The sequence below is a fragment of the Streptomyces sp. NPDC059832 genome (assembly GCF_042731715.1).
Classification (GTDB): Bacteria; Actinomycetota; Actinomycetes; order Streptomycetales; family Streptomycetaceae; genus Streptomyces.
The window spans coordinates 393,155-406,857 of sequence record NZ_JBHWIY010000003.1 but is presented as its reverse complement, the minus strand read 5'-3'; the positions used below and the strand labels follow the sequence as shown (position 1 = coordinate 406,857).

General features: G+C 70.1%; 9 protein-coding genes. 4 read left to right on the top strand and 5 right to left on the bottom strand.

Annotated features, from left to right (window positions below; translation table 11 throughout):
• Positions 1-8 precede the first annotated feature (8 nt).
• The 4 genes from nuoL (at position 9) to recQ (ending at position 7,299) form a co-directional block, all read left to right on the top strand.
• Positions 9-1,904, top strand: coding sequence for an NADH-quinone oxidoreductase subunit L (gene nuoL / locus ACFV8T_RS07080; protein ID WP_385325337.1), 1,896 nt, complete (start codon positions 9-11; stop codon positions 1,902-1,904).
• Positions 1,905-1,909: 5 nt separating this feature from the next.
• Entirely contained in the window at positions 1,910-3,505 is a 1,596-nt protein-coding gene (locus tag ACFV8T_RS07075) for an NADH-quinone oxidoreductase subunit M (RefSeq protein WP_385325336.1), read from the top strand.
• Positions 3,502-5,166, top strand: a complete 1,665-nt coding sequence (gene nuoN, locus ACFV8T_RS07070; RefSeq protein ID WP_385325334.1) for an NADH-quinone oxidoreductase subunit NuoN — start codon at positions 3,502-3,504, stop codon at positions 5,164-5,166. Before ACFV8T_RS07075 ends, nuoN begins: the two co-directional genes overlap by 4 nt.
• 138 nt (positions 5,167-5,304) lie before the next feature.
• Positions 5,305-7,299, top strand: a complete 1,995-nt coding sequence (gene recQ, locus ACFV8T_RS07065; protein ID WP_385325332.1) for a DNA helicase RecQ — start codon at positions 5,305-5,307, stop codon at positions 7,297-7,299.
• A 27-nt stretch (positions 7,300-7,326) separates the two neighbouring features.
• On the opposite strand, the gene ACFV8T_RS07060 is transcribed toward recQ, so the two are convergent.
• The 5 genes from ACFV8T_RS07060 to ACFV8T_RS07040 all read right to left on the bottom strand — a co-directional run bounded on the left by ACFV8T_RS07060 (position 7,327) and on the right by ACFV8T_RS07040 (position 13,629).
• Positions 7,327-7,935 carry a Uma2 family endonuclease gene (locus ACFV8T_RS07060; RefSeq protein ID WP_385325563.1) on the bottom strand — a complete coding sequence of 203 codons (609 nt, stop codon included), beginning with the start codon at positions 7,933-7,935 and terminating at the stop codon, positions 7,327-7,329.
• Positions 7,936-8,075: 140 nt separating this feature from the next.
• Positions 8,076-8,759, bottom strand: coding sequence for a GPP34 family phosphoprotein (locus tag ACFV8T_RS07055; protein ID WP_385325330.1), 684 nt, complete (start codon positions 8,757-8,759; stop codon positions 8,076-8,078).
• Complete coding sequence (fahA, locus tag ACFV8T_RS07050; RefSeq protein ID WP_385325328.1) at positions 8,756-9,985, bottom strand: fumarylacetoacetase; 1,230 nt, start codon at positions 9,983-9,985, stop codon at positions 8,756-8,758. Before fahA ends, ACFV8T_RS07055 begins: the two co-directional genes overlap by 4 nt.
• 140 nt (positions 9,986-10,125) lie before the next feature.
• Entirely contained in the window at positions 10,126-12,120 is a 1,995-nt protein-coding gene (locus ACFV8T_RS07045; RefSeq protein ID WP_385325326.1) for a CocE/NonD family hydrolase, read from the bottom strand.
• 9 nt (positions 12,121-12,129) lie between these two features.
• Positions 12,130-13,629 carry a peptide MFS transporter gene (locus tag ACFV8T_RS07040; RefSeq protein WP_385325324.1) on the bottom strand — a complete coding sequence of 500 codons (1,500 nt, stop codon included), beginning with the start codon at positions 13,627-13,629 and terminating at the stop codon, positions 12,130-12,132.
• Positions 13,630-13,703: the final 74 nt, after the last annotated feature.

The following is a 13,703-nucleotide window of genomic DNA, read 5'->3' as shown; positions in this document are numbered from 1 at the left end:
GTTGAATCGTGGAGAACCTGATCGCGCTGCTCGTCGCGGCGCCTCTGCTCGGAGCGGCGGTCCTGCTCTGCGGCGGCCGACGGCTGGACCGCGCCGGACACTGGGTCGGCACCCTGCTCGCCGCCGTGTCGTTCGTCATCGGTGTCGTGCTCTTCCTCGACATGCTGGGGAAGGGCGCGGAGGACCGGGCGCTGCACCAGAAGCTGTTCAGCTGGATCCCGGTCGAGGGCTTCCAGGCCGATGTGGCCTTCCAGCTCGACCAGTTGTCGATGACGTTCGTGCTGCTGATCACCGGTGTGGGCACCCTGATCCACATCTACTCGATCGGCTACATGGCGCACGACGAGCGCCGGCGCCGCTTCTTCGGCTATCTGAACCTCTTCCTCGCGGCGATGCTGATCCTGGTCATCGCCGACAACTACCTGCTGCTGTACGTCGGGTGGGAGGGCGTCGGTCTGGCGTCGTACCTGCTCATCGGCTTCTGGCAGCACAAGCCCAGCGCGGCCACGGCCGCCAAGAAGGCATTCCTGGTCAACCGCGTCGGTGACATGGGTCTGTCGATCGCGATCATGCTGATGTTCACCACCTTCGGCACCTTCGCCTTCGGCCCCGTCCTCGAAGCGACGGGGCAGACGAGCGAGGGCAAGCTGACGGCGATCGGGCTGATGCTGCTGCTCGCGGCCTGCGGCAAGTCGGCCCAGGTGCCGCTGCAGTCCTGGCTCGGTGACGCGATGGAGGGCCCGACCCCGGTCTCGGCCCTCATCCACGCCGCGACCATGGTGACCGCGGGTGTGTACCTCATCGTCAGGTCCGGCGCGATCTTCAACGCCGCGCCGGACGCGCAGCTGGTCGTCGTGGTCGTCGGAGCGGTCACGCTGCTCTTCGGTGCGATCGTCGGTTGTGCGAAGGACGACATCAAGAAGGCCCTCGCCGGGTCGACGATGTCGCAGATCGGCTACATGATCCTGGCCGCCGGGCTCGGCCCGATCGGCTACGTCTTCGCGATCATGCACCTGGTGACGCACGGCTTCTTCAAGGCCGGGCTCTTCCTCGGCGCCGGTTCGGTCATGCACGGCATGAACGACGAGGTCGACATGAGGAAGTTCGGCGGCCTGCGGAAGTACATGCCGGTCACCTTCATCACCTTCGGTCTCGGCTATCTGGCGATCATCGGCTTCCCCGGCCTGTCCGGCTTCTTCTCCAAGGACAAGATCATCGAGGCGGCCTTCGCCAAGGGCGGCACCGAGGGCTGGATCCTCGGCTCGGTGGCCCTGCTGGGCGCCGCGATCACCGCGTTCTACATGACGCGCGTGATGCTGCTGACGTTCTTCGGCGAGAAGCGCTGGCAGCCCGACGCGGAGGGCCACGAGCCGCATCCGCACGAGTCCCCGAAGTCGATGACCATCCCCATGATCATCCTGGCGTTCGGTTCGGTCTTCGCCGGAGGCTTCTTCTCCATCGGCGACCGCTTCCTGAACTGGCTGGAGCCGGTCACCGGCCACAGCCACGGACACGCGCCGGTCAGCGCCACGACGGTCACCGCCGCCACCATGGTGGTGCTCGTCATCGGCGTCGCCATCGCCTGGGCGATGTACGGCCGCAAGCCCGTGCCGGTCGTCGCCCCGCGCGGCTCGCTGCTCACCCGGGCCGCCCGCCGCGATCTCCTCCAGGACGACTTCAACCACGTGGTCCTGGTCCGCGGCGGCGAGCACCTCACCCGCTCCCTGGTGTACGTCGACCACACCCTGGTCGACGGCGTCGTCAACGGCACGGCGGCCTCGATGGGCGGGCTCTCCGGCCGGCTGCGCAAGCTGCAGAACGGCTACGCCCGCTCCTACGCGGTCTCGATGTTCGGCGGTACGGCGGTTCTCATCGCCGCGACCCTGCTGATGAGGGCGGTCTGATCACCATGTCCTTTCCCCTCCTGACAGCGACGGCGGCGCTCCCGGCGATCGGCGCGGTCGCCACCGCCGCCGTCCCGGCCGCCCGGCGCACCGCCGCCAAATGGCTGGCGCTGGTCTTCTCGCTGGCCACACTCGTGCTGGCGGGCATCGCGCTCGCCCGCTTCGAGCCCGGCGGCGACCGCTACCAGCTCACCGAATCGCACGCCTGGATCAAGGACTTCGGCGTCCGGTACGAACTGGGTGTGGACGGCATCGGGGTGGCGCTCATGGCGCTCACCGCCCTGCTGATCCCCTTCGTCATCCTGGCCGGCTGGCACGACGCCGACCCTCTGGCTGTATCCGATAGTGGCTCCGCCACGTGGAAGTCCTCGCGCTGGCGCCCGACCCAGGGCTTCTTCGCCCTGATCCTGATGGTCGAAGCGATGGTGATCCTCTCCTTCGAGGCCACCGACGTCTTCCTCTTCTACATCCTCTTCGAAGCCATGCTCATCCCGATGTACTTCCTCATCGGCGGCTTCGGGGACCGGGCGCACAGCGGCAGCGACGAGAACGCGGCGGCGCAACGCTCGTACGCCGCGGTCAAGTTCCTGCTCTACAACCTCGTCGGCGGCCTCATCATGCTGGCCGCCGTGATCGGGCTCTACGTGGTCGCGGGGACGTTCTCGCTCTCCGAGATCGCCGAGGCCCGCGCCAACGGCTCGCTCTCCATGGCGACCAGCACGGAGCGCTGGCTCTTCCTCGGGTTCTTCTTCGCCTTCGCGGTGAAGGCCCCGCTGTGGCCGCTGCACACCTGGCTGCCCAACGCCATGGGCGAGGCGACCTCCCCGGTCGCCGTCCTGATCACCGCGGTCGTCGACAAGGTCGGCACGTTCGCGATGCTCCGCTTCTGCCTCCAGCTCTTCCCGGAGGCCAGCAAGTGGGCGACGCCGGTGATCATCGTCCTGGCGCTGATCAGCATCGTGTACGGGGCGCTGCTCGCCGTCGGCCAGCGCGACATCAAGCGGCTGATCGCCTACGCGTCGATCTCGCACTTCGGCTTCATCATCCTGGGCATCTTCGCGATGACCAGCCAGGGCCAGTCCGGCGCCACGCTCTACATGGTCAACCACGGCATCTCGACCGCCGCGCTGATGCTGGTGGCGGGCTTCCTGATCACCCGCCGCGGTTCGCGGCTCATCGCCGACTACGGCGGAGTGCAGAAGGTGGCGCCCATCCTGGCCGGCACCTTCCTGATCGGCGGTCTGGCCACCCTGTCGCTGCCCGGACTCGCCCCGTTCGTCAGTGAGTTCCTGGTCCTGGTCGGCGCGTTCAGCGCGTATCCGGCGGCGGGCATCATCGCCACGACCGGCATCGTGCTCGCCGCGCTCTACGTCCTCGTCCTCTACCAGCGGACGATGACGGGCCCGGTGAAGGCCGAGGTCCAGGGCATGGCGGACCTCAAGGTCCGGGAGCTGGTGGTGGTCCTTCCGCTGATCGCGCTGCTGCTCTTCCTGGGTGTCTATCCGAAGCCGCTGACCGAGATCGTCAACCCGGCGGTGCAGCACACCATGTCGGACGTCCAGAAGAAGGACCCCCAGCCTGAGGTGGAGGCCGCCAAGTGAGCGCAACAGCTGTCCACAGCCTGTGGACAACGGCGGGCGGGGTGACATCGGCCGCCCCGGTCGAGAAGTTCAAGGCACCGGTCATCGAGTACACCCAGCTGGCCCCGGTCCTCATTGTGATCGGTGTCGCCGTCGTGGGCGTACTCGTCGAGGCCTTCGTGCCGCGCCGGGCCCGTTATTACACGCAGGTCTTCCTCACGGTCGTCGCGCTGGCCGCCGCGTTCGCCGCGGTCGTCGGACTGGCGGCCGGCGGATACGGCACGACGAAGGCGCACATCGCCGCGATGGGCGCCATCGCGATCGACGGGCCGACGCTGTTCCTGCAGGGCACCATCCTGCTGACCTCGCTGGTGGCCGTCTTCACCTTCGCCGAGCGGCGGCTCGACCCCGCCTCGCACGGCAACCACGTCGACTCCTTCGCCGCCCAGGCCGCCTCGGTCCCCGGCAGCGACAGCGAGAAGGCGGCGGTCAAGGCCGGATTCACCACCACCGAGGTCTTTCCGCTGGTCCTCTTCTCGGTGGCCGGCATGCTGGTCTTCCCCGCGGCCAACGATCTGCTGACGCTCTTCGTGGCCCTGGAGGTCTTCTCCCTCCCGCTCTACCTCCTGTGCGCCGTCGCCCGCCGCAAGCGGCTGATGTCGCAGGAGGCCGCGGTGAAGTACTTCCTGCTCGGCGCCTTCTCCTCGGCGTTCCTGCTCTTCGGGATCGCCCTGCTCTACGGGTACGCGGGCTCCGTCTCGTACGCGGCCATCGCCAACGTGGTCGACGGCTCCGTCACCCGGATCGACCCGGCACTCGCCGACACCATGGGCAACGACGTGCTGCTCCTGATCGGCGGCGCGATGATCCTCACCGGGCTGCTCTTCAAGGTCGGCGCCGTCCCGTTCCACATGTGGACCCCGGACGTCTACCAGGGCGCCCCGACCCCGGTCACCGGCTTCATGGCCGCGGCCACCAAGGTCGCCGCGTTCGGCGCGCTGCTGCGCCTGCTGTACGTGGTGCTGCCGGGCCTCGCCTGGGACTGGCGCCCGGTCATGTGGGCCGTCGCGATCGTCACGATGCTGGGCGGTGCGATCGTCGCCATCACCCAGACCGACATCAAGCGGCTGCTGGCCTACTCCTCCATCGCCCACGCCGGATTCATCCTCGCCGGTGTGATCGCGACGACCCCGGACGGTATCTCGTCGGTCCTCTTCTACCTGGGCGCGTACTCCTTCGTGACGGTCGGCGCGTTCGCCGTCGTCACCCTGGTGCGCGACGCGGGCGGCGAGGCCACGCACCTGTCGAAGTGGGCCGGGCTCGGCCGGCGCTCGCCGCTGGTCGCCGCGGTCTTCGCGGTGTTCCTGCTGGCCTTCGCCGGTATCCCGCTCACCTCCGGCTTCTCCGGAAAGTTCGCCGTGTTCAAGGCCGCGGCGGACGGCGGCGCGGGCGGACTGGTCGTGGTCGGTGTGATCTCCTCGGCCATCGCCGCGTTCTTCTACATCCGGGTCATCGTGCTGATGTTCTTCAGCGAGCCGAAGGCGGACGGCCCCACGGTCGCCGTCCCGTCCCCGCTGACGATGACGACGATCGCGGTCGGAGTCGCGGTCACGCTGGTGCTGGGCCTGGCCCCGCAGTACTTCCTGGACCTGGCGAGCCAGGCGGGAGTGTTCGTGAGGTAGCGCACACGCCGCACAGCCGGGACCGCGCCGGACGGGCTTGAGAAGTCAAGCCCGTCCGGCGTTGTCGTAGGCGGCGCCTATCGTGGCAGGGGACGACGGCAATACGCAGGACGCGGGACGGACCCGGGGGACAGAGCGATGGGCACGACGGGCGGGACCATGGATGTGACCGAGAGCGACGCGCGGCGGACGCTGCACAAGGTGTTCGGGTACGAGGCGTTCCGCGGCGAGCAGGAAGCGATCGTCGACCACGTGGTGACGGGCGGGGACGCCGTCGTGCTCATGCCGACCGGTGGCGGCAAGTCCCTCTGCTACCAGATCCCGGCCCTGGTCAGAGCGGGTACGGGCATCGTCGTCTCACCCCTGATCGCCCTGATGCAGGACCAGGTGGACGCGCTGCGGGCGCTCGGGGTGCGGGCCGGCTTCATCAACTCCACGCAGGACTTCGACGAGCGCCGCTCGATGGAGGCCCAGTTCGCCGCCGGTGAGCTTGACCTGCTCTACCTGGCCCCGGAGCGGCTCCGCCTGGACTCCACGCTCGCGCTGCTCTCGCGCGGCGAGATCTCCGTCTTCGCGATCGACGAGGCGCACTGCGTGGCCCAGTGGGGTCACGACTTCCGCCCGGACTATCTGACCCTCTCCGTCCTCGGCGAGCGCTGGCCCGACGTACCGCGCATCGCCCTGACGGCGACCGCGACCGACGCCACGCACCAGGAGATCACCCAGCGCCTGGGCATGCCCGACGCCAAGCACTTCGTCGCCAGTTTCGACCGGCCCAACATCCAGTACCGGATCGTGCCGAAGGCCGACCCGAAGAAGCAGCTGCTCTCCTTCCTGAAGGACGAGCACGCCGGGGACGCGGGCATCGTCTACTGCCTCTCGCGCAATTCGACGGAGAAGACCGCCGAGTACCTCTGCCGCAACGGCATCGAGGCCGTCCCGTACCACGCGGGCCTCGACGCGGGCACGCGCGCCGTCCACCAGTCCCGGTTCCTGCGCGAGGAGGGCCTGGTCGTCGTCGCGACCATCGCCTTCGGCATGGGCATCGACAAGCCGGACGTACGCTTCGTCGCCCACCTCGACCTGCCGAAATCGGTCGAGGGCTACTACCAGGAGACCGGCCGCGCCGGCCGCGACGGGCAGCCGTCCACAGCCTGGATGGCGTACGGACTCCAGGACGTCGTCCAGCAGCGCAAGCTCATCCAGGGCGGCGAGGGCGACGAGGCGTTCCGCCGCCGCGCGGCCTCCCACCTCGACTCGATGCTGGCCCTGTGCGAGACGGTCCGGTGCCGCCGCGCCCAGCTGCTGACGTACTTCGGCCAGGAACCCACCGCCGCGGACTGCGGCAACTGCGACACCTGCCTCACCCCGCCCGAGAGCTGGGACGGCACGGTGGTCGCGCAGAAACTGCTGTCGACCGTGGTGCGGCTGAAGCGGGAGCGCGGGCAGAAGTTCGGCGCGGGCCAGATCATCGACATCCTGCTCGGACGCAAGACGGCCAAGGTCATCCAGTTCGACCACGACCAGCTCTCGGTCTTCGGCATCGGCGAGGAGCTGGCCGAGGCCGAATGGCGCGGCGTCGTACGGCAGCTGCTCGCCCAGGGGCTGATCGCGGTCGAGGGCGAGTACGGCACGCTGGTGCTCACGGAGGAGAGCGGTTCGGTGCTCGGCCGGCAGCGCGAGGTGCTGTTGCGCAAGGAGGCGCCGAAGCCCGCGTCGCGCGCCACGAAGGCCGAACGCAAGTCGAAGTCGCAGGCGGCCGCCGCCGAGCTGGCTCCCGAGGCCGTCCCGGTCTTCGAGGCGCTGCGGGCCTGGCGGGGCGCCCAGGCGAAGGAGCAGGGCGTCCCGGCGTACGTCATCTTCCACGACGCGACGCTGCGCGAGATCGCCACGGTGCGGCCGGAATCGGTGTCCGCGCTGGGCGGGATCAGCGGCCTGGGCGAGAAGAAGCTGGCGACGTACGGGGAAGGGGTGCTGGAGGTGCTGGCGACGTTCGGGGAGACCCGGGCACCGGCCCCCGCGGAACCGTCCCCGGCCCGCGAAGCCGCCCCCGCACCGGCCCCGGCGACCCTGGCGGCCCCCGAAGCCGACCCCGAGTTCGGCTGGGACGAGGAGCCGCCCGAGTACGAGTGAGCGGTACGGGCCGGGCGGCGGACGGACCTACTGCGGGTCCGCCGCCCGGCGGCGCGCGGTGATCGCGGTGAGGTCCAGATCGACCGGGAAGGGGACGGAGACCTTCATTCGGTCGTGGAAGATGCCGGTGGAGGTGTAGGCCCCGGTCGCCGGCTCCAGCTCGAAGACGTAGACCACCGCCCGGCCGTCGTGGTTCTCCACCCGCCAGTAGTGCGGGATCTTCGCCCGCGCGTACTTCATGGGCTTGGTCTCCCGGTCCCGGGTCAGGGATTCCGGGGAAACAACCTCGATGGCCAGCCGTACGGACTCGGCGGGGAAGCGGATCTGGCTCGGGTCCTGGATGATCTCGCCGTCCACGACGATCACATCGGGTTCGGGCCGGTTGTAGCGGTCGATGTCGATGGTGAACTCGCGCACGACTTCAAGGTCATACGGCACCAGCGACTGCAGCTGCCATTCGAAAAAGCTGACCGCCCGCGAGTGGAAGAGGGTCTGCGGACTCACGAAAACAAGGCTCCCGTCGATCAGCTCCGTGTGCGGAGGCAGATTCGGGAGTGTGTCCAGGTCATCGGCGGTCCAGCCGCCCACGGGCGGAACCGCCCACCGCGGCTCGGGGGCCTCGGGTTCGACGCTCATCAGTGCTCCCATGACGCAGAGTCTCGTGGGACTGTCCAGCGTATCCGTCGGGAACAGGACATGACTCCCCGAACGTGCGAACGCCCCGCGCACCGCTGACCAGCGGGCTCCCGGGTCGGCCCGGGGCCCACCCGTCCCCGTCAGCCGTCCCCGGAGCCCCCGCCGCCGCTGCTGCTTCTTCTGCGGTTCCGGTTCGCCCGGTCCTGGCGGACGTTCCGGTACACCGCGTGTGCGGTCCACTCCTCGTCCACCAGGCCGCGCATCGCCCAACGGTCCCGCAGACCGCCCCGGGCCACCGCGCCCGACAGGCCGACCGCCGAGACCAGGGCGGCCAGGGTCCGGCCGCGCGGGTCCTGGAAGCCGGCGGCCTCGGCGGCCGCGAAGCGGTCGCGGACGGCGAGCGACAGGGCCGGGTCCGCCGCCGGGTGCCGGTGGTACGGCAGCAGACCGAGGAGGCGGTGGGTCTCCCTGCGCAGGACGGAGCGGCGCACCAGGTGCTCCAGGCAGAGCTCCTCGACGTACCGGCCGCTCTGCCGGACCCACCGCTGGGTGTCGACGCCGCCCGCGAGCCCGCCCGCGGCCGGGGCGGACAGGCTCCCCAGGACCTGGGCGAGCAGCGGGTCCGGGGGAGCGAGCGGGCTGACCACCCGTATCCTGCCGCCCTGCCCGGTGACCCGGCCCTGGAGCTCCAGCTCCCGTAGGACCGCGCCGGCCGTCGCGTACTCCAGGAAGCGGTTGGGGCAGTACGGCTTGCCGCGCTGCGGGTCCAGCGCGAGCAGCAGCAGTTCCTCGGGGAGCGTGAGCTCCGGGGCGGGCGGCATCATGACGCGGGAACGATCCGCCCCGTGACCTCGCCGATTCCCACCCGGGTGCCGTCCGGACCCGGGGCCCAGGCGGTCATCGTCACCGTGTCGCCGTCCTCCAGGAAGGTGCGCTTGCCGTCCGGGAGGTCCAGCGGGTCGCGGCCGTTCCAGGTCAGCTCCAGGAGGGAGCCGCGCTGGCCGGGCTCGGCGCCGCTGACCGTGCCGGAGCCGTACAGATCGCCGGTGCGCAGCGACGCGCCGTTCACCGTCATCTGGGCCAGCATCTGGGCCGCCGTCCAGTACATCGTGGCGAACGGCGGCTCGGCGACCACCTCCCCGTTGATCGCGACGGAGATCCGCAGGTCGAGGCCGCCGGCCTCCTCCTCGTCGGCGTCCTCCAGATAGGGGAGCAGCGGGAAGTCGCGCGCCGGGGGCGCGATGCGGGCCGACTCCAGCGCCTCCAGCGGTGTCACCCACGCCGATACGGAGGTGGCGAAGGACTTGCCGAGGAACGGGCCGAGCGGGACGTACTCCCAGGCCTGGATGTCCCGCGCCGACCAGTCGTTGAGCAGGCAGAGCCCGAAGACATGGTCGCGGAAGTCGCCGAGCGGGACCGGGCTGCCCTGCTCGGAGCCCACGCCGACGAGGAAGCCGACCTCGGCCTCGATGTCCAGCTTGACGGAGGGGCCGAAGACCGGGGCCGCGTCGGCCGGCGCCTTGCGCTGGCCGGACGGGCGCACCACGTCCGTGCCCGAGACGACGACGGTGCCGGACCGGCCGTGGTAGCCGATCGGGAGGTGCTTCCAGTTGGGCGTCAGCGCCTCGGCGTTCGGCCGGAAGATCTTTCCGACGTTGGTGGCGTGGTTCTCGCTCGCGTAGAAGTCGACGTAGTCCGCGACCGCGTACGGCAGATGGAGCGTCACAGAATCGACCGGGTGCAGCAGCGGTTCGATGTCCGCTCGGTGCGCCGGGACCGTCACCCACGCGGTCAGCGCCCGCCGGACGTCGCGCCACGCGGTGCGGCCCGCCGACAGCAGCGCGGTCAGGTCCGGCTGTGCGAGGAGCTGCGCGTAGGGCGAGCCGAGCGCGTGCGCCGCGGCTCCGGCGTCCAGTACGTGATTGCCGATGCGGACGCCGACCCGGCGGTCCTCGGGGTGGTCGGGGGTGGAGAACACTCCGTAGGGAAGGTTGTGCGGACCGAAGGGGTCGCCCTCGGCCAGATCGAGCGGGCTGCTCTGCTCGGGCATGTGTTGCTGCCTCGCTTTCCAGGTCGCTTGGGGGACACGTTACGTCGGTGCCACCCTCTCGCGGGAGTGTCCCAACTGCTCCTGATGCCCGGAAAGTTCCGCCGTGCCCCGGGTGTGCGGGGCACGGCGGTGGGTTCGGTTCAGCCCGCCGTGCGCGGGATCCGCTTCTCCCAGGTGCGGTGGAAGACGACCTCGCCGCCCTCCTTGCAGACCACCTCGTTGGAGGTGAGGAAGTCGGTGTCGTCCGCACTGATCTCGGAGCGCGTCTCGACCCGTACGTCCCACGCCATCTCCGGCCGGTGCAGCCGGATCGCCCAGTCGGAGCGGGTGCGTGCGGAGAGCGGGTCGTTCTCCTGGACCGTGTACGTCTCCAGGGCGTCCTCGGTGAACTCCAGGCCGTCCGGGTAGACCCGGGTGCCGCCGTAGCGCGGGTCGACCTCCAACCGCCATTCGCCCTTGGCGACGTCCCGCACCACCAGCCGCTCCGGGCGCTGTTCGTCGAGCGTCACCGGGTACACGACGCCGAGCGGCTCCGACTGCTCCGGCTCCTCGAACCGGATCGCGGGCTCCTCGGCGGACCGGCGCACCGGCAGTTCGACGAGGCTCCCGTCGGCGTCCAGGACGAAGCCCACCGACCCGGCCTGCGGCCAGATCCACGGCCAGTACGAGGAGGAGACCGCGAGCCTGATCCGGTGGCCGGGCGGGAAGGTGTGCCCGATGCCGTTCAGCTCGAAGGTCACGTCCTCGGTACCGCCCACCGGCCAGTCCTCCGCGCGGTCGCGGCCGTTGCGGGCGGAGAGGTTGAGCGCGCCCCGGGTGACCAGCGTGGAGGAGCCGTCCGGCGCGACGTCGCAGAGCCGGGCGACCGCCTGGCCGCGCGGCACGTCCATCCGGATCCGCAGCTTCACCCGGGGGCGGCCGAGGATCTCGATCGGGGCGTCCTCGACCGGGAACTCGAAGCAGACCGACTTGGCGTCCTCGTCGCGCTGGTCGGGCGGCAGGTCGGCGTCGTTGCCGAACGGGAAGAAGCGCCCGGCGTCCAGCCCCGTCTGCTGCGGCGAGTCGACGATCTGCGGGCCGCCCTGGAGGGCGTACGCGACCGGCGCGATGTCCGGGGACGGCCAGCTGTTCTCACCGACCCAGCGGCCCGGCAGCGTCTCGTACACCGTGGCGGGGCGGTGCGACTCGCTGATCCAGGACCGCAGCAGCGGCTCGGCCATGACGCCGGTGTCCTTGTCCTTCAGATGCTGGTCCCACCAGCGCAGCGTCTCCTGGAGGAAGCCGATCGACGGCCCCGGCGGCAGACCGCGGTCCGGGTACTGGTGCGACCAGGGCCCGATCAGCCCGCGGACCCGGTCCGGGTCGAGGTGCTCGACGAGCCGCAGGACGGTGTCGCGGTAGGGGTCGTGCCAGCCGCCCACCGCGAGGACGTTCGCCCGGATCGCGGAGTAGTCCTCGCAGACGCTGCCGTGCTTCCAGTAGTCGTCGCGGGTCTGGTGCGCCAGCCAGGTGTGGATGAACGGATCGACGGTCTCCAGCCGCTTCAGCCACATGTCCTTCCAGCCGTCGCCGACCTGCGCCGGGTCCGGCGGCCGGGAGACGAAGGCCAGCATGGTGGCCGCCCAGGCGTGCATGTCGACGGCGAGGACCGAGCCGCCCATGTAGTGGACGTCGTTGTCGTAGCGGTCGTCGGTCGAGCAGACGGTGACGATCGCCTTCAGCGGCTCGGGGGCCAGTGCGGCGATCTGGAGCGAGTTGAAGCCGCCCCAGGAGATGCCGAACATGCCGACCCGGCCGGAACACCACGGCTGCTGGGCCAGCCAGTGGACGACGGCGACGCCGTCGGCCAGCTCCGTCGCGTCGTACTCGTCACCCGGCAGGCCCTCGCTGTTGCCGTGCCCGCGCACATCCACCCGGACGGAGGCGTAGCCGTGGCCCGCGTACCAGGGATGGCGCTGCCAGTCCCGCGGCGCCGTCCAGTCGCTCAGCCGGTAGGGCAGGTATTCGAGCAGCGCGGGCACCGGCTCGTCGGTGACGGGCCGCCAGATCCGGGCGTACAGCCGGGTGCCGTCCGGCAGCGGGATGCGGACGTCCTCATGGGTGGTGTCGTACGGGAATGTGGTGCGGATGTGCATGGCGGTACCTCAGTGGACAGGGTGCATGGTGCGCTTGAGCCAGGGTGCGGCGGCGATGACGGCCACACCGGCCACCACCGCAATCGCGCCATTTACACCGAAGTAGGCGGGGTTGGAGACCTCGCCGTACAGCTTCACGACTTGGGCCTGGATGCCGTTGGCGAGCGCCAGCGAGAGGAACCAGAGCGCCATCGTCTGGCTGGCGAACGCCTTGGGGGCGAGCTTGGTGGTCGCGGACATGCCGGAGGTCTCCAGCAGGATGTCGCCGAGGCCGAGCAGCAGGTACGAGCCGACGATCCACCAGGCGGCCATCTTGAAGGTGTCGCCGGAGTGCCCGGAGGTCGGCAGCACCATCAGCAGGAAGGACAGCCCGCCGAGGATCACCCCGATCGCGATCTTGTTCGAGGCGTGCGGCTGGCGCGGACCCATCCGGGCCCAGACGGTGGCGACCACCGGGGCGAGCGCGACCTCGAAGGCGCCGAGCGCGGAGGCGTACCAGCTCGCCGGGAAATGGAAGCCGAAGATCTCGGTACGGGCGTTGGCCGACGCGAGCAGCATCATCGTCGAGTACGCCTGGAACAGGATGAAGTTGAAGACGACAGAGGCCAGGAACAGCACCACGTACGGGCGCAGCCTGCCGCGTTCCTCCGAGGTGACCCGGGGGCTGCGGAACATCACCACGAAGTAGACGACCGGTGCGATCACCGAGATCAGGGTGAGCAGGTCGACGAAGCGGTCCATGGTCAGCCGGCCCGCCAGGGCGAGCGCGGTGGCGACGGCGGCGACCACGACGGCGCCGACGACGATCAGCCGAATGGCGCGGCGCATGGGTGCTGGTGCCAGCGCGAATTCGGCGCCGTGCTTTCGCCCGGCCAGGTGACGTCGGCCCAGCACGTACTGGATCAGACCGAGGGTCATGCCGAAGGCGGCGGCCGAGAAGCCCCAGTGCCAGCTCGCGTGGTCCCCGAGCCAGCCGGTGACCAGCGGGCCGAGGAACGCCCCGATGTTGATGCCCATGTAATAGAGGGCGAAGCCGGCGTCGCGGCGTTCGTCGGTGGTGCGGTAGAGCTTGCCGACCATGGTCGCCACATTGGGCTTGAGCAGACCGGTTCCGGCGCTGATCAGGCCGAGGCCGACCCAGGTCATGGTGTCGGTGGGCACCGCCATGGCGTAATGCCCGCAGGCGATGAGGATTCCGCCGTACAGGACGGCGCGGTACGAGCCGAGGATGCGGTCGGCGAGCCAGCCGCCGGCGACGGAGACCAGGTAGACGAGGGTGCCGTAGGCGGCCGAGACGGACGCGGCGGTGCCCGCCTCCATGCCCATGCCGCCGCGGGCGACCGTGTCCGCGAAGTAGAGGACCAGGATCGCCTGCATGCCCAGGAACGAGAAGCGTTCCCAGACCTCCAGGCCGGACAGGGTCATCAGCCCTCGTGGCTGGCCGAAAAAGGCATGGTCGTCTTCGGGCGGCGGCTGACTCGGTTCGGTGTCGGTGGCCGTGTGGGACAAAGGGAGAACTCCTGATCGTATGAGCTGATCCCGAACATACCGGCGGTGGCGGGAAGGCGCCCACGGTGATCCAA

Bases quoted from the DNA above. Each gene is read 5' to 3' on its own strand.
- ACFV8T_RS07075 (WP_385325336.1), top strand. From the start codon at position 1,910: ATGTCCTTTCCCCTCCTGACAGCGACGGCGGCGCTCCCGGCGATCGGC.
- recQ (WP_385325332.1), top strand. From the start codon at position 5,305: ATGGGCACGACGGGCGGGACCATGGATGTGACCGAGAGCGACGCGCGG.
- ACFV8T_RS07060 (WP_385325563.1), bottom strand. From the start codon at position 7,935: ATGAGCGTCGAACCCGAGGCCCCCGAGCCGCGGTGGGCGGTTCCGCCC.
- ACFV8T_RS07055 (WP_385325330.1), bottom strand. From the start codon at position 8,759: ATGATGCCGCCCGCCCCGGAGCTCACGCTCCCCGAGGAACTGCTGCTG.
- fahA (WP_385325328.1), bottom strand. From the start codon at position 9,985: ATGCCCGAGCAGAGCAGCCCGCTCGATCTGGCCGAGGGCGACCCCTTC.
- ACFV8T_RS07045 (WP_385325326.1), bottom strand. From the start codon at position 12,120: ATGCACATCCGCACCACATTCCCGTACGACACCACCCATGAGGACGTC.